We start from the raw sequence: 18,192 nt of genomic DNA, 5'->3' as shown, positions 1-18,192 counted from the left end.
GTCGTCATGGGTCCCGCGTCCCGGTCGATCCGGGAGGTCGCTCCCGGACGGTGCCGGCGAAAGGGGGCGTCAGGAGGATTCGGGCGCCCCGCCGAGTCCCGCCTCGCGGGCCCGTACGATCGCCGCGGGCCGGTCGGCCAGCTGCAACTTCGTCAGGACGTTCGAGACGTGGTTGCGCACGGTCTTGCCGCTCACGCCGAGACGCCGCGCGATCGCCGTGTTGTCCAGGCCCCGCGCGACCAGCCCGAGCACCTCATGCTCCCGCTCGGTGAGCTGCGGGAACGGGGAGGCCACGACGGCCTTGGAGAAGTGCGCGAGCAGCCGCGTCGCCACGCCGGCGCCGAAGACCGCCTCGCCGCGGGCGACCGCGCGGACCGTGGCCGTGATCTCCTCGGGGCCGGCCCCTTTGAGCGCGTAGCCGTGGGCGCCGGCGCGCAGGGCGGCCAGGACGTTCTCGTCGTCGTCGTACATCGTCAGGATCAGCGCACGCGTGGGCAGACCGGCGGCCCGCATCCGGGAGGTGACCGTGAGCCCGTCGCCGCCGGGCATGTTGACGTCGAGCACCGCGACGTCGGGCCGGTGCTCGATCGCCGAGCGCAGCGCTTCCTCGCCGGTCACGGCGACCGCGAGCACCGTCATGTCCTCCTCGGAGTCGAGCAGGGCCCGCAGGCCCGACGCGAACACGGGGTGGTCGTCGGCAAGGATCAGCCGGATCATCGTGCCCTCCCAGACTCGCCCAGATCCGCCGGCAGGAAGGCGCGCACACGGGTGCCCCCCTCGGGCAGGGAGCATATCGACCATTCCCCGCCGACCTCGGCGGCCCGCTCCCGCATGGAACGCAGCCCCACCCCCGGTGCCCGCTCAGGATCGAGCCCGCGGCCGTCGTCGCGTACCGTCACCTCGACGCCGCCGGCCCTCAGCGCGATCTCGGCGGTGCAGCCGGTCGCGCCGCTGTGCCGGACCGCGTTGGTGATCGCCTCGACGGCGATCCGGTACGCCGCCGTCTCGACCGCGGCGGGCAGCGCCGGCAAGCCTTCCTCGCCGATGACCTCGATCGGCATCGCTCCCGCCAGGGTCGCCGCTCGGGAGCGCACCGCTCCGACGATGCCCAGCTCGTCCAGCGCGGGCGGGCGCAGCGCCTCGACCAGGCGCCGGATGTCGGTCAGCGACGCGCTCGCCTCGGCGGATATCTCTCCGAGCAGGGAACGCGCCGCCGAGTCGTCCGGTACGGCGCGGGCCGCCAGCGCGGCCTTGAGCCCGATCGCGGCCAGCGCCGGTCCCAGCCCGTCGTGCAGGTCGCGGCGGAGCCGGCGGCGTTCGTCCTCCCGCGAGGCCACCACCTCGGCGCGGGAACGGGCCAGGTCGTCGTGCAGCCGTACCGCCTGCACCGCGCTTCCCACCTGCTGCGCCAGCGAGGCGATCAGGCTGAGGTCGATGGGATCGAGTGGGTCGTCCGAGCCGCGCGCCGAGACCAGCAGGAGCCCGACGAGCGTCCCGTGGTAGCGCAGCGGCTCGGCGTGCACCTCGCCCGCCGCGACCCCGTGACGGGCCGCCGAGTGGCGCTCGCCCGCGCCGTCCACCAGCTCTATCGCCACGTACGGCACGCGTAACGACCGGGCCACGGTCTCCACGATCGCCGGTAGCGTCTCGGCGGGCAGCAGCACCGCCTGCAGCCGTGTCCCCAGGCGGGTCAGTGCCCCCTCCGGGTCGTGGCGGTCGCCGTACATCACCCGGTTGACGGTGCTCTGCGCCGCGTTGCGCAGCGGTGCCAGCGCGAGCGCCGCACTGGCCGCGGCGAGCGCGGCGGCCACGGTGTCCGACAGCCGCAGCACGCTGACCAGTACCGCGACCACGGCCGCGTACCCGGCGACCAGGATCGCGACCACGGTGGCGTACACCAGCGAGCGGTTGGCCAGCCTCTCGACGTTGAACAGGCGGTGGCGGCGCAGCGCGACCCCGATCCCGGCCACGAACGGCAGTCCCGACAGGCCGAGCGCGCCCCACGGCAGCGGCTGCGTTCCGGTGATCAGTTGCGGGAGGTGCCAGCCCGCGATGCCGAGTACGGCCGTGGCCGCGCCGCCGCCCAGCATCCAGCGCATCCGCGCGCGCATCAGCGGATCCGGGTTGCCGCGATAGCTGATCACGCCCCAGGCCGTCCCGGTCACCAGTGCCAGCGTCACCACCGCCGTCTGACCGCTGTGCAGCAGGCCGAGCCACCGCAGCGCGTCAGGCGCCATCAACGCCGCCACCCCGCTCCAGGCGGCCATCGCGGCCAGGGGTGCGGCGTACGCGACGGCGATCGTCTTCCGGGTACGGGGCGACAGCGGCTGGCGAGCCGTGAACGCGAGCACGAAGGCCAGGAACGCTCCCCAGCCGATGGAGTACGACACGATCGCGTTGATGTGGAACAGCCAGAGCTGAGGGCCACCGGTGGCCAGCGCGAGCACGGGCAGCCCGGCGGCGACGGTGAGCGTGCTGCCCAGCAGCCCGGCCGCGAGCACGAGCAACGGGGCCGTCGCGGGCGCCTCGGGCCGCCGCAGGTACAGCGCGGCCGCCAGCCCCGCCAGCGCGAGGACGAACACGAGATCGCCCCAGGCCTGCACGAGCAGCGGGTACGGATCGGGCCGATCGACGCGCACCATCACGACCGCGTCCTCGCCGGCCACGCCGTACGGGACGCTCGCGCCCAGGCCGGGACGAGAGACGGCGCCGAGGCCGTCGGCCAGGCGCCTGCCCGCGACGGCGACCACCAGGTCCCCGGTCCGCAGCCCAGGCCCCGAGGGCGCGGCCGGCACGTCCACCACGACGCCGTCGAGACGCCACGTCGACGAGCCCAGCCGCAGGATGCTGCCGTCGGACGGCGCGTCCAGCGAGACGGCGGTCGCGATGACGCCCAGCACCACCAGGACGATCGCGACCCCGGCCGGAACCCTGCGCGACCGTCGCACCGAAGCCAACCAGGGCAGCCGCGCGGACACACCCCACATCCTCACCGACAACCGGCGGCGAAACCACCGGCCCGCCGGACAGGACCGTGCTGAGTCAATGGCGGCCCGCCGACCGGTAGGAGCTCGCGCCAGAACTGTGCATCACGCCGGGGGCCGGAAAGGGCTCGGGAGGGCCGGATCCGCTTGCCAGAGGTATCGAATACATGTTCCACTGTTGGTCATGCGTTTCGACGCCCTTCCCCTGGTCGACGACGCCCCCACCGCACGCCCCCGGATCGAGCGGCGGGCGGTCCGCCGTGTCCTGGGCGACACGACGTTCTACGAGGTGGCCGCGCACACCGCGATCGAGCGGGTGCCGCAGGCCGCCGGGCTCGGCATCTCCTGGGCGGTCAGCCCCTACCGCGGGTGCGCCCACTCGTGCCTGTACTGCGGCGCGCGGCGCGGCCACCGCTCCCTCGGGCTGGACGGCGAGCGCGACTTCGCCTCCTCCATCGTGGTCAAGACCGACGTGGCCAGGCGGCTGCGGGCCGAGCTCGCCTCGCCCCGGTGGGACGCCGAGCCGGTGGGCATCGGCCTGAGCGGCGACTGCTACCAGGACGCCGAGCGGGTCTACCGGCTGATGCCGGGCGTCATCGCGGCGCTGCGCGACGCCGGCAACCCCTTCCGGGTGATGACCAAGAGCGCGCTGATCCTGCGCGACGCCGAGCCGCTGGCCGAGGCCGCGCAGGTGGCCCAGGTCGAGGCGCGGGTGTCGATCGGGTTCGTCGACGACCGGCTGCGCCGTGCGGTGGAGCCGGGGGCGCCGAGCGCGCAGAAGCGCCTGGAGCTGTGCGCCGAGCTCGGCGAGCGCGGCGTGCCGTGCGGGGTGCTGATGGCGCCGATCCTGCCGTGCCTGACCGATTCCGAGGACCAGCTGCGGGCGGTGGTACGGCGGGTGGCCGAGGCCGGCGTGGTCAGCCTGACGCCGATGGTGCTGCAACTGCCGCCCGGCTCGCGCGAGTGGTACATGCGGTGGCTGGCCGAGGAGCATCCGCGGCTGGTGCCCCGCTACCAGGAGTTGTACGGCGACGGGCCGCTGGCCTCCGACGACTACCGGCGGCGCGTGGTGGGGCGGGTCGGCGAGCTGGCCCGCCTCTACGGCATCGGCACCCGGCGGGACCCCTGGCGGCCCAGCCGTTCGGCGGACCACCAGCTCGCCCTGCTGTGAGCCGCGCGCCCCGTCACCGGCGCCTGGAGGAGCCGTCCTCGATGAGGACGCGGACGGTCTCGACCTCCGGGTCGGCCGCGTCCGGCACGACCATGCCCGCCTCGACGCCGCCGCGCAGGTAGCGCAGCACGTCGTCGTTGAGGCGCTCGCCGGGCAGCGCGGCCGGGATCCCCGGAGGGTAGGGGGTCAGCATCTCGGCGGCCACGCGGCCCGCGGCCTTGCGCCAGGGCACCTGCTCGGCGGGGCCGAAGAACGCGTCCCGGGGCAGTGTGACCTGTTCCAGCCGCAGCCGGGCCGGGTCCGGTATCTCGAACCGCGGCGCGGGCGGCAGTTCCGCGGCGTGGTCGGCCAGGTCGCGCAGGGCGGTCAGCAGCCGGGCGGCGGTCTTGTCGTCGTCGGCGTGGGTGATCTGGGCGCTGATACGACGGTGGTCGGACAGGCCGAGGTTGATCTGACGGTGCTCGCGCAGCCAGTCGGCGGCCGTGAAGCCGGTCACGCCGAGGGCGGAGATGTCGACGACGATCAGCAGGGGGTCCATGTCGGCCGCGCGGCCGGGTCCGCAGAAGTCGTCGCGGCCGTGGACGTGCATGCCGTCGATGTCCTCGATTTCGGCACGGACCTCGTCGGCCAGCGCGAGGGTGCGGTCGTAGATCTCCCGGCCGTGCTCGACCATCTGGCGCCGCCAGCCGTCCAGAGCGGCGTAGATCAGCACCGACGGGCTGGTGGTGCTGAGCAGGTCGGCCCGGGCCTTGAGGACGTCGGGGTCGACGAGGTCGCCCTGGAGGTGGAACACCGAGCTCTGCTCCAGCCCCGAGCCCATCTTGTGGATCGAGGTGACGCAGAGGTCCGCGCCGGCGTCCATCCCCCACGTGGGCAGGCCGGAGTGGAACGGCAGGTGGGCGCCCCAGGCCTCGTCGACGATCAGAGGCTTGCCGTGCCGGTGGCACACCTCGGCGATGGCGGCCAGGTCCGAGCCGGCGCCGTACGGGGTGGGGCTGGTGACCAGCACGCCCTTGGCGTCGGGGTTGCCCTCCAGGGCGGACTGGAAGGCCTGCGGCGTGGGCGGGTGGGCCAGGTGCAGGTCGGGGTCCCACTGCGGGTCCACCCAGACGGGCCGCTGCCCGGACAGGATGAGGCCCGAGATCACCGCCTTGTGGGCGTCACGGCCGAGCAGCACCGTCTCGTGGGGCCCGGCGACGGCGAGCATGGCGGCCTTCACCGACAGGGAGCTGCCGCAGGTGGAGAAGAAGGTCCGTTCGACCGACACCGCCTCGGCCATGAGGTCCTGCGCCTGTTGCAGCACCTTGCCCGTGGAGGCCCGGTCGTCCAGCCCGGCGGTGGCCAGGACGTCGGAACGGAAGACCGCCTCCCCCAGCACGGCGAGGACACGCGGGTCGGTCCCGCGTCCCTGCTTGTGACCGGGCGGGGTGAACGGCAGCTGATCGGTCTGGTGATATGCGGCCAGCGCCTCAAGCACCGGCGCTCGTGACTGGTCCATATCGGCCCGGTGCCCTGGCTCGAAGCCGGGAAACCCCAGCTCGGAGCGTCACACCGCCGTCCCAGCGGGAACCTCAGCCGGTGACGGTGCTGTCGCCGGAGGAGTCGTCCTTCGGTGTGTCGGTGGGGGTGTCCTTGGGGGCGTCGGTGGTGTCCTTGGGGGCGCCGTTCTTCAGGGCGCTGCCCTTCTTCCACTGCTTGAACGGCATCTGCCAGAAGCCCCAGCCGTTGTTCCACTCCAGGATGCGGGTGGTGCCGACGATCGTGACGACGTCGCCGCGGTGGAAGTTGTCGTAGAACCACTTGGCCTGGTCCGGGCGGGCGTTGACGCAGCCGTGGCTGACGTTGGCGCGGCCCTGCGAGCCGACCGACCAGGGGGCGCTGTGGACGTACTCGCCGCTGTTGGAAATGCGGACGGCGTGGTTGACGACCTCCTTGTAGTACCCGGGGTCGCCTTCCTTCTTCCCGGGGGAGATCATCGTGACCGGGTTGCCGCGCTCCATGGTGAGGTGGACGCCGCTGGTGGTGGTGTACTCGCGGGTGTCGCCCTTGCCCGCGCTGATCGCCATCCGCTGCACGATCTTGCCGTCGCGGCGGACGACCATGGTGTGGCTGCGGGTGTTGACCTTGCTGATCCAGGCGGCGCCGATGTTCATGGTGCTGCTGTAGTTCTTCACGCCGTACATGTCCTTGCCCGCGCGCACGCCTTCGAGCTGCGCGGCGAACTTGACCTTCTGGTGGGCGGGCCAGTACTTGGCGGGCCGGTAGATGACGAGACGGTCGTCGATCCACCTCCAGGCGCCGGGCACGGGCTTCTGGGCGGTGACCTTCAGCGACGCCTCCACCGCCTCCTTGTCACCGACCGGCTGGGTGAACCGCACCATGATCGGCATGCCGATGCCGACGGTCTCACCCTTGACGTTGGGGGTGATGTCGGCGATGCGCAGTTCCTGGGACGGCTTGAGGGTGGCGAAGGAGCTGGTGGCCGTGGCGGGACCGCCGTCGCCGGTGGCCTTGGCCGAGACGGTGTAGTTGCTGGAGGGCTTCAGCGGGCCCTTGGACACCCACTTGGTGTGCTCGGTGTCGAACTCGCCCTCGAGCGGCTTGCCGTCGGCCTCGACGGTGACCTCCTCCAGCTTCCCCTGGCTGGCGGTGACCACGACGCTCTTGTCGGGACGGACCTTGGTCGCGCCCTTCACCGGGCTGATCTTGATCTGTGGCAGCGGCTTGGCGGGTGTCTGGCTCGCGCCGCCGTCGGCACCCGGCCCCGCGGGTGTCCCCGTGCCTGAGCACGACGCGGTCAGCAGGCCCGCCGCGACCACGGCGACCCCGGCGATCGGAGTCCTCAGACGGTGCCAAATGTCTCGCACAGACCTCTCCCCCACGGCGGCAAAGTGCTCGTAAAAAGCCTAATAGCGATCCGTATAGGAACGTACCTGTTTTGGCCGGGTTGGATCACATTTAGGTGAAGTTACGGGTGAACGGCGGACGTGAGGTGCGGGACCCTGGAAAGTCGAAGATCAGCCACCCGTGGCGGCGTTCGGATGTGAGCCGGATCCGCGTCCCGCCGGCGCGGCAGCGGTCACCGGCCGCCGGCGAAGTATTCGGCGGGGACGAACGGCTCGTGCCCGCTGTCGAAGAGCACCCGCGCCCCGGAGGGCGTCCACTCGATATCGAGCAAGGCCTCTCAGAGCCTCAGGGCCGGTCCTGGCGGAGCCGGTGGGTCAGGCTGGTGTGGCGGCGGCCCGCGCCGCGGGTGCGCACGGCCTGTCCCAGCGCGCGCCGCGAACCCACCAGCACCACCAGCTTCTTGGCCCGGGTGACCGCGGTGTAGAGCAGGTTGCGCTGCAGCATCATCCAGGCGCTGGTGGCCAGCGGGACGACCACGGCGGGGTACTCGCTGCCCTGCGAGCGGTGGATGGAGACGGCGTAGGCGTGGGCCAGCTCGTCGAGCTCGTCGAAGGCGTAGTCGACGCTCTCGTCCTCATCGGTGAGAACGGTCAGCTTGCTCTCCTCGAGGCGCAGGTCCGTCACCACGCCGACCGTGCCGTTGAACACCCCGGCGACGCCCTTGTCGTAGTTGTTGCGCAACTGGGTGACCTTGTCGCCGATGCGGAAGACCCGGCCGCCGTACCGCCGCTCCGGCATGCCCTCACGGGAAGGGGTGAGGGCCTCCTGGAGCGCGATGTTGAGGTTCCCGGCGCCGGCCGCGCCGCGGTGCATGGGGGCGAGCACCTGCACGTCGCGGCGAGGATCGAGCCCGAACCTGCGCGGGATGCGCCGCGCCACCACGTCGACCGTCAGCGCGGCGATCTCCTCGGGCTCCTCGCAGGGGAACAGGAAGAAGTCGGCCATGCCCTCGAGCACGGGGTGCAGCCCGGTGTTGATGCGGTGGGCGTTGACCACGACCCCGGACTGCTGGGCTTGGCGGAAGATCTGCGTCAGCCGCACCCGGGGGACGTTGTCGGCGGCCAGCAGGTCGCGCAGCACCTCCCCCGCCCCCACCGAGGGCAGCTGGTCGACGTCGCCGACGAACAGCAGGTGCGCGCCCGCCGAGACGGCCTTGACGAGCTTGTTGGCCAGCAGCAGGTCGAGCATCGAGGCCTCGTCGACCACCAGCAGGTCGGCGTCCAGGGGGTTGTCGCGGTCGAAGGTGGCCTCGCCGCCGGGGCGCAGCTGCAGCAGGCGGTGGACGGTGGTCGCCTCGTGGCCGGTGAGCTCGGCCAGCCGTTTGGCGGCCCGGCCCGTGGGGGCGGCGAGGGTGACCTTGGCACGCTTGGCGCGGGCCAGGGCGACGATGGAGCGCACGGTGAAGCTCTTGCCGCAGCCGGGCCCTCCGGTGAGCACCGCGACCTTGGAGGTGAGGGCCAGCCGCACCGCCTCGGCCTGTTCGGGCGCGAGGTCGGCGCCGGTCTGCTTGCGCAGCCAGCCGAAGGCGGCGTCCCAGTCGACGTCACCGAACGCCGCCAGCCGGTCGTGCGGCGAGTCGAGCAGGCGCCGCAGGCCACCCGCCAGCGACAGCTCGGCGCGGTGGAAGGGCACCAGGTAGACCGCGGGCACGACGCCGTCGCCGGCGGGGACGTCCTCGCGGACCACGCCCTCGGCGGCGACCAGCTCCTCCAGGCAGTCCGCCACCAGCTCGGCGGGGACTTCGAGGATCTTCACCGCGTCGCCGGCCAGGTTGGGCGCGGGCAGGTAGCAGTGGCCGGCGTCGGCGGCCTGGGAAAGGGTGTACCGCAGGCCGGCCTTCACCCGCTCGGGGCTGTCGTGCGGGATGCCGACGGCCTGGGCGATGGTGTCGGCGGTCTTGAAGCCGATGCCCCACACGTCGTCGGCCAGCCGGTACGGCTCGGTCTTGACCACCGTGATCGAGGCGTCGCCGTACTGCTTGAAGATGCGCACGGCGATGGAGGTGGACACCCCGACGCCCTGCAGGAAGATCATCACCTCTTTGATGATCTTCTGCTCCTCCCAGGCGGCGGCGATCATCTTGGTGCGCTTGGGGCCGAGCCCGGGCACCTCCACCAGCCGTCCGGGGCTGTCCTCGATCACCTGGAGGGTGTCGACCCCGAAGTGGCCCACGATGCGCTCGGCCATCTTCGGGCCGATGCCCTTGATCAGGCCGGAGCCGAGGTAGCGCTGGATGCCCTGCACGGTCGCCGGCAGGACGGTGGTGTAGGACCAGACCTCGAACTGCCTGCCGTACCTGGGGTGGGAGGTCCAGCGGCCGGTCAGGCGCAGGCTCTCGCCGACCTGCGCGCCGAGCAGCGGCCCCACCGCCGTCACCAGCTCGGACCCGCCCCGCTCCGGCGCCACGCGCGCGATCGTGTAGCCGGTCTCGTCGTTCGCGTAGGTGATGCGTTCGAGAACCGCCGAAAGGCTTGTCGTGGAGACGCCGTCTCCCTTCGGCTGCACCCGCCCACCTCCGCACCGACATTGGCTTGCGTAAGCGTAGAGCAGCCCCGGGGCGGGGCCTGCTTCGTACGCCGGCCGCGCGCCCGGAGGCGGACGTCAGCCCGGCAGGCCCTTCAGCACCGACCGCTCCACCGGGGTGGGGGACGCGCCGGTGAGGTCGAGCAGGCCGGTCGGCGTCAGCGGCGGCTGGGCCATGAACCGGGGAACGCTCCCGCGGTGCCGCTGGGCGGCGTGGATGAGGAACGGGTGGCACAGGTACACGTCGCCGGCCTCACCGGTGGCCACGACCTCCGGCCGGCCCGAGCTGGCGGGAACGGCCTCTTGGCACAGCCCGAACCATTCGCGGCCTTCGTCCCCCGCGTCGGCCAGCAGCGCCGGCACGTCCAGGTGCGAACCGACGCGAATCCTGGTCGGGGCGTCGTCGGGGCCGACGTCGGAGAACAGGAACAGCATCAGCAGGGCGCGGCCACGGGAGCGCAGGTTCACCCGGTACTCCCCGCCGTCGCCGGTGAAGCTCGCGTCCAGGTGCCACCCGTCGTCGCCGGGGTCCTCGTCGCGGGGAAAGCGCAGCGGGAACGTCCCCAGGCCCATCGGCGCGTCCCAGCGCCCCGGCCCCGCGAGCCGGTCGTAGGCGGCGTGCAGCGCCGGGGTGTTGGCCGCCGCCCGGAAGGGCGGGGTGGCGAAACCGCCCAGGCGGACGACCGGCTTCGTCCAGGTCGACGGGTCGTCGGGATCGCAGCCGCTCGCCTCCCACAGCTCGGCCCGGCACTGCTCGACGGTCGTCCGAGGGACCGCGCCGCGAAGCCGGACGAACCCCTCCTCGACGAACCTCTCGACGTCCTCGTCGGTCAGCATCGGCACCCCCCACATGCTCGGCAACAGAGAGCAGCATGGCCAGGACCGTGATGGGCCGCAACGGAATTTCCACCTCGGACCCGGGTGATTCGACAGGACCGGCACCCGACGCCGAGAGCGAGGAGCACGCCGTCGGGAGCCGTCACCTCATCGCGGGCCGGCGACCCGCGGGCGAGGGGCCGCCCCGGGCGGCGGACGCTCTTCGACACCTGGGGCCGCGGGGTGACGGCGGCCCTCACCGGGCTCGCCCTGGCCGCGATCGTCTCGGCGGCCGCCGTGCGCGTCCCCCCGGCGGCGGCACGCGGCGAACCCGTCGCCGCCCGCTCGGCGACGTAACCACTTCGGTCGGTTACGGCCCGGACGGCCGGTGGAACCCCGGTAATGTGGGCTGCTGTTGCACGACGGTTCTCACGATGCGGGAGGGCGGCCGGATGTCGGCGGTTCTGGAGGGTACGGCTCGCGCGCTGCTGCGACGCCTGGCTATCGAGCAGGCCGAGGCGCGGCTGCCCTCGCTCGTCGCGACGGTGCTGCGCGACGGCGTGCCCGTCTGGTTCGGCGCCAGGGGCACGGTCGAGGGCGCGCCGCCCACCGCCGGCACCCAGTACCGCATCGGCTCGATCACCAAGACCCTGGTCGCGGTGATGGTGATGCGGCTGCGCGACGAGGGCCTGCTCGACCTCAACGAGCCGCTCGGCAAGCACGTCCAGGGCACGCCGGTCGGCGAGGTCACCATCGGCCAGCTGCTGTCGCACACCTCCGGGCTCACCGCCGAGCCACCCGGCCAGTGGTGGGAGCGCACGCCGGGGGTCGGCATCGACACCCTGGCCGGCAACCTTGACACCACCACCGCCCGTCACCGGCCCGGCCGCCGGTTCCACTACTCCAACCTGGGCTTCGCCCTGCTCGGCGAGCTCATCGGCCGGCACCGCGGCGCCGACTGGTTCGAGTCCGTGCGCGAGGAGATCCTCACGCCGCTCGGGATGCTCGACACCACCACGCGCCCGCGCGAGCCGCACGCCCGGGGGTACGCCGTGCATCCGTGGGCCGACGTGCTGCTGCCCGAGCCCGAGCACGACGCGGTGGCCATGGCCCCGGCAGGGCAGCTGTGGTCCACGCCGACCGACATGGCGAAGTGGACGGCGTTCCTGGCCGGAGGCGACGAGAAGGTGCTGAGCGCGGTGACGCTCGCCGAGATGCGCGAGCCCGCCACCGTCGAGGACGGCGACGTCTGGAGCGGCGGGTACGGTCTCGGCGTGCAGCTGCTGCGTCACCGCGGGCGTCGCCTGGCCGGGCACAGCGGGTCGATGCCGGGGTTCCTCGCCCTGGTCTGGGGCGACCCGGCCGACCGCACCGGCGTGGTGATCATGGCGAACACCACCTCGGGGCTGCGCGGGTCGATCGCCACCGACCTGGTCGACATCCTCGACGCCCACGAGCCCGCCATCCCGCGCGAATGGACGCCCACCCCGGCCGACCCCGACCTGCTGGAGCTCACCGGGCCCTGGTACTGGGGGCCCACCGCCTACATGCTGCGCCTGCTGCCCGGACGCGACCTCTCGCTGACGCCGGTCAACGGCATGGGCCGGTCCTCGCGCTTCGCCGCCCAGGCCGACGGCACCTGGCTCGGCCTCGACGGCTACTACGCCGGGGAGACCATGCGCGTGGTGCGCCGGCCGGACGGCTCCCCCAGCCACCTCGACCTCAACACCTTCGTGTTCACCCGCGAGCCGTACGACCCGGCCGCGCCGGTTCCCGGGGGTGTCGACCAGTCCGGCTGGCGCTGACACAGCCCCTGACCTGCTAATTCCTCCAGCGAGCCTCCGCCGCGCACGGCCCGGCGTTCGTGACAATGGCGTCAAAGGGGGAATGACATATGCGGGTAGCTGTACTCGGAATGGGCAACATGGGCCGGGCGGTGGCGACGCGCCTGCTCGGCCACGGGTGCGAGGTCACCGTCTGGAACCGCACACCGGGCAAGGCCGCGCAGGTGGTGGAGGCCGGCGCCCTGGAGGCGTCCACCCCGGGTGAGGCGGCCAAGGGGGCCCAGGCGGTGCTGATGTCGCTCGCCGACGACCGGGCCGTCCTGGAGGTCGTCGAGCGTCTGGACGAGATCGGCGCGGGGCCGGGCGCGCCCGTGCTCGCCGACATGAGCACCGTCTCCCCGGACACCTCACGAAGGCTCCGCGACACCGTTCCCGAACGGCGCTTCCTCGCCGTGCCGATCATCGCGGCGCCGCGCACCGTCACCGACGGGCTGGCCGCCGGCCTGCTCGGCGGCGACCGGGCTCTGGTCGACGACCTGGAGCCGCTGTGGCGGCAGCTGTTCTGCGTCCACTGGTACTGCGGTGAGGACCCGGGCGCGGCCACCACGTTCAAGCTGCTCAACAACTACCTGCTGATGTCCTCCGTCGCGGTGGCCGCCGAGGTGGTGGGCGCCGCCGAGGCCGCCGGGCTCGACACCGGGCTGCTGCGGGAGGTCCTCGACCAGTGGCCCACCGTGCCGCTCGCCATCCGCAACCGGCTCGACGACATGATCGGCGGCGACCACCGCCGCGGCTGGTTCGCCACCTGGCTCGGCGCCAAGGACGTACGGCTGGTGGCCGAGGTCGCCGAGGCGCACGGCCTGTCGCTGCCCATCGCCCGGCTGGTGGAGCGGCGCTACCAGGAGACCGCCGAGCGGGGGTGGCGCGAGGCCGACATCGCCGCCGCGGTGGAGCTGGTGCGCGCCGAGCGCCGCCATTCCGCTCCCGGCCAGGGGTGAAGGGCGAACCATGACCGCCACCACCCCACCCCGTCAGGTGACGGCGCTGGTCACCGGCGCCAACCAGGGCATCGGGCGCGAGATCGCCGCGCAGCTGGCCGGACTCGGCATGACGGTGCTGCTCGGCGCGCGGGACCCGCGGCGCGGAGAGGAGGCGGCGGCCGCCCTGCGATCCGCCGCCGGCGCCGAGGTCCACCCGATCTGGCTCGACGTCACCGACCCCGCCTCGGTCACCGCGGCCGCCAAGCACGTCGAGGAGCAGTTCGGCGTGCTGGACGTCCTTGTGAACAACGCCGGCATCCTGGGCGACCCCGCGGCGCAGAGCGCGGGCACGGCGCGGCTGGAGGTCGTCAGGGAGGTCTTCGAGACCAACGTCTTCGGCGTCATCAGCGTCACCACGGCGATGATCCCGCTGCTGCTGCGCTCCCCCGCCGGGCGGGTGGTCAACGTCACCAGCGGCCTGGGCTCGCTGGCGCTGATGGCCGACCCGCAGGGCTTCTTCGCCCGGCGGCCCGCCTCGGTGGCCTACGTCCCGTCCAAGACCGCGCTCAACTCGCTGACGGTGCAGTACGCCAAGGAGCTGCGCCCGCACGGCATCCTGGTGAACGCGGCCGATCCGGGGCTGTGCGCCACCAATTTCACCAGGGACGTGCCGGGCCTCACCCGCACCGCCGCCGAGGGGGCGGCGGTGGCCGTGAGGCTGGCGACCCTCGGCGCGGACGGCCCGACGGGCGGCTGCTTCGGCGAGGAGGGGCCGATCCCCTGGTAGCGGGGCCGCCGGCGGCCGTGGGTCAGCCGGTCGGCCCTTCCTCGCCGAACCAGGTGGTCAGGGCCAGCCGCAGCGTCGCCGCGGCCTCCTCGTCCGGGTCGTGCGGTCCGGCGGCCCAGGCGAGGTAGCCGTCGGGGCGGATGAGCATCGCCTGCGCGGGCGGGTGGTCGCACGCCGCGGCGACCACCTCGACCACCCGGTCGGCGGCCGGTCGGCGCTCGGCTTCGTAGGTGTCCAGCAGTCCCGGCGGTGCCCGGCCGGCGACCTCGGCGGCGAGCTTCCAGCCGAGGTTGGCGACGTCCTGCAGGCCGAGGTTCAACCCCGGCGCCCCCATGGCGGAGTGGACGTGGGCGGCGTCGCCGGCCAGCAGCACCCGCCCCTGGCGGTACCGCTCGGCCAGGCGGGTGTTGCGGCCGCTCAGCCGGCGCAGCAGGTGGGGGCCGGGGCCTTCGGGCGCGGCGATGGGCAGGTCGGCGCCCAGCACCCGGCGCAGCGCGGCCGAAAGCTCCTCCAGCGACATCGGCGACTCGTCGTCCGTCTCGCCGCCCCACTCGATGCAGCTGACGGCCAGCCCTCCGCCGGGGAGGGGAAGCAGGGCGTCACGCCGGGGAAGCCGATGCCGGCCTGCTTGCGGACGACGCTGTGGGCTCCGTCGCAGCCCACCAGGTAGGCGGCCCGCATTTCGTGCCCACCCTCCGGGCCCCGTACGGTCAGGTGGACGGCCTGCTCGTCCTGTGACAGGGCGACCACCTCGTGGCCGCGCCGGATCGGCACGCCGAGTTCGCGCGCCCGTTCCTCCAGCATCCGCTCCAGGCGCTGCTGCGAATCTGCACGCCGTACATCGGGTTGTCGTCCAGCCGGGCCAGCTGCAGCGGCATGGCTCCGAAGATGAACATCGGCATCGGGCGGGGCGCGCCGGGGGTGCCGGTGAGCCGTTCGTACAGGCCGCGGTGGTCCAGGAGGCGGACGACCTGCCCGATGACGCCGTTGGCCTTGGGCTCCGGGCGAGGGTGGTGCGAGGCCGGGGATCATCGCTTGGGAGGGGTGGGAAGCCCGGCCCAGAGCTGGTCGAGGACCTCCCGCAGGAGCGGGCCGATCGCCACGGTCGGATCGGCACGGAGCCAGTGCTCCATGGCGACGGTGGTGGCCGCTCCGGTCGCCGCGGCGACCAGGTTCGGGTACATGTCATCGAGCACGTCGGTGCCGGTACGCCCGGCGATCGCCTTCGCCAGCTCACGCTGGACGAGCATGTTCGCCCTGAGGTACTCGCCCTGCACTTCCGGCTCGGTGAGCATGAGCCGGATCCCGTCGACCCACTGCCGGCTGCGCGGGTGTCCGTCGTCCGCGACGGACTCGGGGGTGAACCGCGTCACCATCGCGCCGGCGATGGCCTCGGTCAGCGGCTCGTCGGCGGGACGGGCGCGCAAGTCGTCCGCCACACCCTGCATGCGATCGAGATGACGGGCGACGAACGCCTCCGCCCTGCTGGAGAAGTAGTTGCTGCCGGGGCGGCAAGTTCTTCCCCTTGCCGTGATCGGCTCACCCCAGCATGTCGCCGGCATAGAGGGCGTACACGGCGGCGCAGCGGCGCACGGCGGCCTCCTCGACGTACTCCTCGGGGCCGTGGGAGACCTCCAGGCGGCCCGGGCCGTAGCCGAACGCCGGGATGCCGAGCTGCGCGTACCAGCGGGTCTCCAGGACGCCCGGGCACAGCTCGAAGCGGGCCGGGCCGCCCTGGACCTCGCCGACGACGCGGGCGAGCGCGGCGGCCGCCGGGTGATCCGGGCCGGTGCTCGCGGAGGGCTGCACCTGGGTCGTCCGGATCGCGACGGTGGCGCCGATCTCCCGGGCGGCGTCCTCGATGAGGCCGGTGAGGCGCTTGAGTTCGCCGTCCAGGTCCTCCTCGGGGTTGAAGCGGCCGTCGACGGTGAAGTAGGCCGAACCGGGGACGACGTTGAAGTTGGAGCCGCCGCCGGACAGGCCCCCGACCACGAGCATGCTGCCGGGGGCGTCGCCGGGGCCCATCGGGAAATCGGTGTGCCGACCGGCCATCTCGGCGGCGTACCGCTCGACGGGACGGGCGAGGTGCAGCATGTGCTGGAAGGCGTTCACGCCGAGGTTCGCCTGCCCGACGTGGGCCTCGCGGCCCTGGACGTCGACACGCAGGGAGATGGCGCCACGGGCGGCGTTCCAGATGCTCCCGCCGCTGGGCTCCGCGGTGAGCATGGCCCGCGCGGCCGGGTCGATCAGTCCGGCCGCGCGCAGATGGCCGGAGCCCGCGACGCTGCCGGTCTCCTCGTCGCACACCAGGTGCACGACGATCCGCCCGTCGCCGAGCAGCCCGAGCTCCCTGGCGGCCGCGGCGCCGTAGAGCATGCCGACGACGCCGCCCTTCATGTCCGCCGTGCCGCGCCCGACGATCTTCCCCTCGCGGCGTACCGGAGTGAACTGCGCGCGGTCCTGCGCCGGGACCACGTCGAAGTGGCCGTGGAAGTAGACGAGCCCGCCGCCGTCGCCGGCGGTGCCGCGTACGAGGCACGGCTCCTCCAGGTCCCCGGGCGCCTCGGGGAGGCCGAGGATCTCCGGGGACAGGCCGAGACGATCCATCTCCTCGCGCAGCAGGCGGGCACAGCGGCCGAGCGCGCGCCCGGGTGGATTCTCGGAGTCGACGGCCACCAGGCGTTCCAGGAACCGGGCCATCTCCTCGGCCCGCTCGTCCAGCCAGGCTCCGACCCGCGCGACCCGATCCGTCATGATGCCCACCATTCGCCGATGTGATGCGAGAAAGACCGCCGTAAGGGGCATTGACCAGCGGAAACGCCCTAGAGCAATTCTAGAATGAAAAGCGCCTAATTTGATTTCGGATTCTGGCTCTATTCTGGCCGGATGGGCAATGAACACGCACTGGACGACATCGATCGAGAAATATTGTTCCAGCTCCAGCGGGACGGCCGGCTGACCAACGTCGAGCTCGCCCGGCGCGTGGGGCTCACCCCGCCACCATGCCTGCGGCGGGTGAAGCGCCTGGAGGAGGCCGGTGTCATCAGCGGCTACCGGGCGACCGTCAACCACGAACTGCTCGGCGGCGGCCTGGAGGTCATCGTCTCCATCGAGGTCAGCGTGAGCGATCTGAAGACGCTGGAGGAACTGGAGAGGACGATCGCCGCGTACGACGAGGTCGTCGAGTTCCGCCGCCTGTTCGCCACGCCCGACTACCACCTGCGCGTCCTGGTCGCCGACTACGCCGCCTACGAGGCGTTCCAGACCGGCAAGATCATCGGTATTCCCGGCGTCGCCCGGGTGATCTCCCAGCCGACGATGAAGAAGATCAAGGTGCTCGACTGATCCGGTCCGCGCGCCGGTGCCTCGGCCCGGCCGGACGCGACGTGCCCGGCCGGGCCGCCGAGGGCGGCGCTAGTCGGCGAAGATGCCGGCGGTGGCGTTCACGAACGTCGCGGTGATCGCCCCGGCGCGCTCGGAGGCGAGGAACGCGGCGGTGCCGGCGATCTGTGCCAGCGTCGGAGAGCGGCGCAGCATCCGCATCCCGTTCAGGTGTGCCAGCAGATCCTCGAATCCCGCCTGGTCCACGACCATGCCGGGATTCACCTCCGCGAGCCTTTCGGGGGACAGCGTCTCGGCGAGCCCCGCGGTCCAGATGCCCACCACGCGCACGCCGCTCGGGCCCAGCTCGATGGCCAGGTTGCGCACCAGGGTGTCCATGGCCGCGTCCGCAGGCCCGGTGCCGCCCATCATCGGGCTCCCCTTGGCCGAGCCGCTGTTCAGCGTCAGGATGACGCCCGACCCCTGCTCGGTCATGTGGCGCGCCGCCGCGCGGGCCGTGACGAAGTTGGCCGTGACCCCGGTGACGATCGGGCGCAGAAGGTCCTCGGTGCTCATGCCGACCAGCGGCGTGCCCTGCGCGTCCCCCCGGGTCACCAGGTTGAACGAGACGTCCAGGCTGCCCGCATCGTCCACCACGGCCCTGGCGTGCGTCTCCACGGCCTGCTCGTCCAGCGCGTCGAGCACGGCCACCCGCGCCCGGCCGCCCGCCGCGGTGATCTCGCCGGCCACCTTCTCCAGCGTCTGGCGGGTGCGCCCGGCCAGGAACACCGTGGCGCCCTCCTCGGCGAGGGTCCTGGCCACCGCGCCGCCGATCGACCCGCCGGCTCCGTAGACGATGGCGTTCTTGTTCTCGAGCAGCATCGCGTCACTCCGTTCCCGTGGCCGCGCGCCTCTCGCG

The 18,192-nt window shown here is 72.9% G+C and carries 16 protein-coding genes; 5 read left to right on the top strand and 11 right to left on the bottom strand.

Features of this window, described 5'->3' with window-relative positions:
• Window positions 1–69: 69 nt before the first annotated feature.
• Together KIK05_RS09380 and KIK05_RS48800 are read right to left on the bottom strand one after the other, a co-directional pair.
• Window positions 70–717: a response regulator gene (locus tag KIK05_RS09380; RefSeq protein WP_214410208.1), complete on the bottom strand. Its 648-nt coding sequence runs from the start codon at window positions 715–717 to the stop codon at window positions 70–72.
• Window positions 714–2,978, bottom strand: coding sequence for a sensor histidine kinase (locus KIK05_RS48800; RefSeq protein WP_214410207.1), 2,265 nt, complete (start codon window positions 2,976–2,978; stop codon window positions 714–716). Before KIK05_RS48800 ends, KIK05_RS09380 begins: the two co-directional genes overlap by 4 nt.
• Before the next feature lie 190 nt (window positions 2,979–3,168).
• On the opposite strand from KIK05_RS48800, the gene KIK05_RS09370 reads away from it, so the two are divergent.
• Window positions 3,169–4,155: a radical SAM protein gene (locus KIK05_RS09370; RefSeq protein ID WP_214410206.1), complete on the top strand. Its 987-nt coding sequence runs from the start codon at window positions 3,169–3,171 to the stop codon at window positions 4,153–4,155.
• A gap of 13 nt (window positions 4,156–4,168) precedes the next feature.
• Here the strand turns inward: KIK05_RS09370 and KIK05_RS09365 are convergent, their stop codons facing one another.
• From KIK05_RS09365 to KIK05_RS09350, 4 genes are all read right to left on the bottom strand, one after another.
• Window positions 4,169–5,653 carry an aminotransferase class I/II-fold pyridoxal phosphate-dependent enzyme gene (locus KIK05_RS09365; protein ID WP_214410205.1) on the bottom strand — a complete coding sequence of 495 codons (1,485 nt, stop codon included), beginning with the start codon at window positions 5,651–5,653 and terminating at the stop codon, window positions 4,169–4,171.
• 73 nt (window positions 5,654–5,726) lie between these two features.
• On the bottom strand, window positions 5,727–7,022 hold the full coding sequence (locus KIK05_RS09360) for a L,D-transpeptidase (RefSeq protein WP_308249834.1): 1,296 nt from the start codon (window positions 7,020–7,022) through the stop codon (window positions 5,727–5,729).
• Window positions 7,023–7,347: 325 nt separating this feature from the next.
• Window positions 7,348–9,567 (bottom strand): SF1B family DNA helicase RecD2, encoded by a 2,220-nt coding sequence (gene recD2, locus KIK05_RS09355; protein ID WP_214410204.1) that lies wholly within the window; start codon window positions 9,565–9,567, stop codon window positions 7,348–7,350.
• 96 nt (window positions 9,568–9,663) lie between these two features.
• Window positions 9,664–10,422, bottom strand: coding sequence for a phytanoyl-CoA dioxygenase family protein (locus KIK05_RS09350; RefSeq protein WP_214410448.1), 759 nt, complete (start codon window positions 10,420–10,422; stop codon window positions 9,664–9,666).
• A 431-nt stretch (window positions 10,423–10,853) separates the two neighbouring features.
• Here KIK05_RS09350 and KIK05_RS09345 point away from each other — a divergent pair, with 431 nt between their 5' ends.
• The 3 genes from KIK05_RS09345 (at window position 10,854) to KIK05_RS09335 (ending at window position 13,952) form a co-directional block, all read left to right on the top strand.
• A complete protein-coding gene (locus KIK05_RS09345; RefSeq protein ID WP_214410203.1) occupies window positions 10,854–12,206 on the top strand; it encodes a serine hydrolase domain-containing protein in 1,353 nt (450 codons plus the stop codon).
• Between the two features lie 89 nt (window positions 12,207–12,295).
• The gene (locus KIK05_RS09340; protein ID WP_214410202.1) at window positions 12,296–13,183 is read left to right on the top strand and encodes an NAD(P)-dependent oxidoreductase; all 888 of its coding nucleotides are present in this window, start codon (window positions 12,296–12,298) and stop codon (window positions 13,181–13,183) included.
• A gap of 10 nt (window positions 13,184–13,193) precedes the next feature.
• Window positions 13,194–13,952 (top strand): SDR family NAD(P)-dependent oxidoreductase, encoded by a 759-nt coding sequence (locus KIK05_RS09335; RefSeq protein WP_214410201.1) that lies wholly within the window; start codon window positions 13,194–13,196, stop codon window positions 13,950–13,952.
• 22 nt (window positions 13,953–13,974) lie between these two features.
• On the opposite strand, the gene KIK05_RS48020 is transcribed toward KIK05_RS09335, so the two are convergent.
• The 4 genes from KIK05_RS48020 to KIK05_RS09315 form a co-directional block, all read right to left on the bottom strand.
• Window positions 13,975–14,472: an FAD-dependent monooxygenase gene (locus KIK05_RS48020; RefSeq protein WP_214410200.1), complete on the bottom strand. Its 498-nt coding sequence runs from the start codon at window positions 14,470–14,472 to the stop codon at window positions 13,975–13,977.
• A complete protein-coding gene (locus KIK05_RS48795) occupies window positions 14,370–14,756 on the bottom strand; it encodes an FAD-dependent monooxygenase (protein WP_214410199.1) in 387 nt (128 codons plus the stop codon). The genes KIK05_RS48020 and KIK05_RS48795 overlap by 103 nt, the downstream gene beginning before the upstream one ends.
• A 224-nt stretch (window positions 14,757–14,980) precedes the next feature.
• Window positions 14,981–15,391 (bottom strand): acyl-CoA-like ligand-binding transcription factor, encoded by a 411-nt coding sequence (locus KIK05_RS09320; RefSeq protein WP_214410198.1) that lies wholly within the window; start codon window positions 15,389–15,391, stop codon window positions 14,981–14,983.
• A 100-nt stretch (window positions 15,392–15,491) separates the two neighbouring features.
• A complete protein-coding gene (locus KIK05_RS09315) occupies window positions 15,492–16,706 on the bottom strand; it encodes a M20 family metallopeptidase (protein ID WP_214410197.1) in 1,215 nt (404 codons plus the stop codon).
• 132 nt (window positions 16,707–16,838) lie between these two features.
• Between KIK05_RS09315 and KIK05_RS09310 the strand changes: the two genes are divergently transcribed.
• Window positions 16,839–17,297 carry an Lrp/AsnC family transcriptional regulator gene (locus KIK05_RS09310; protein ID WP_214410196.1) on the top strand — a complete coding sequence of 153 codons (459 nt, stop codon included), beginning with the start codon at window positions 16,839–16,841 and terminating at the stop codon, window positions 17,295–17,297.
• Window positions 17,298–17,366: 69 nt separating this feature from the next.
• On the opposite strand, the gene KIK05_RS09305 is transcribed toward KIK05_RS09310, so the two are convergent.
• Entirely contained in the window at window positions 17,367–18,155 is a 789-nt protein-coding gene (locus KIK05_RS09305; RefSeq protein ID WP_214410195.1) for an SDR family NAD(P)-dependent oxidoreductase, read from the bottom strand.
• Between the last annotated feature and the right edge of the window lie 37 nt (window positions 18,156–18,192).

The sequence above is a fragment of the Sphaerisporangium fuscum genome (assembly GCF_018531465.1).
GTDB classification, from domain to species: domain Bacteria; phylum Actinomycetota; class Actinomycetes; order Streptosporangiales; family Streptosporangiaceae; genus Sphaerisporangium; species Sphaerisporangium fuscum.
This window is presented reverse-complemented; position numbering and strand designations above follow the sequence as displayed.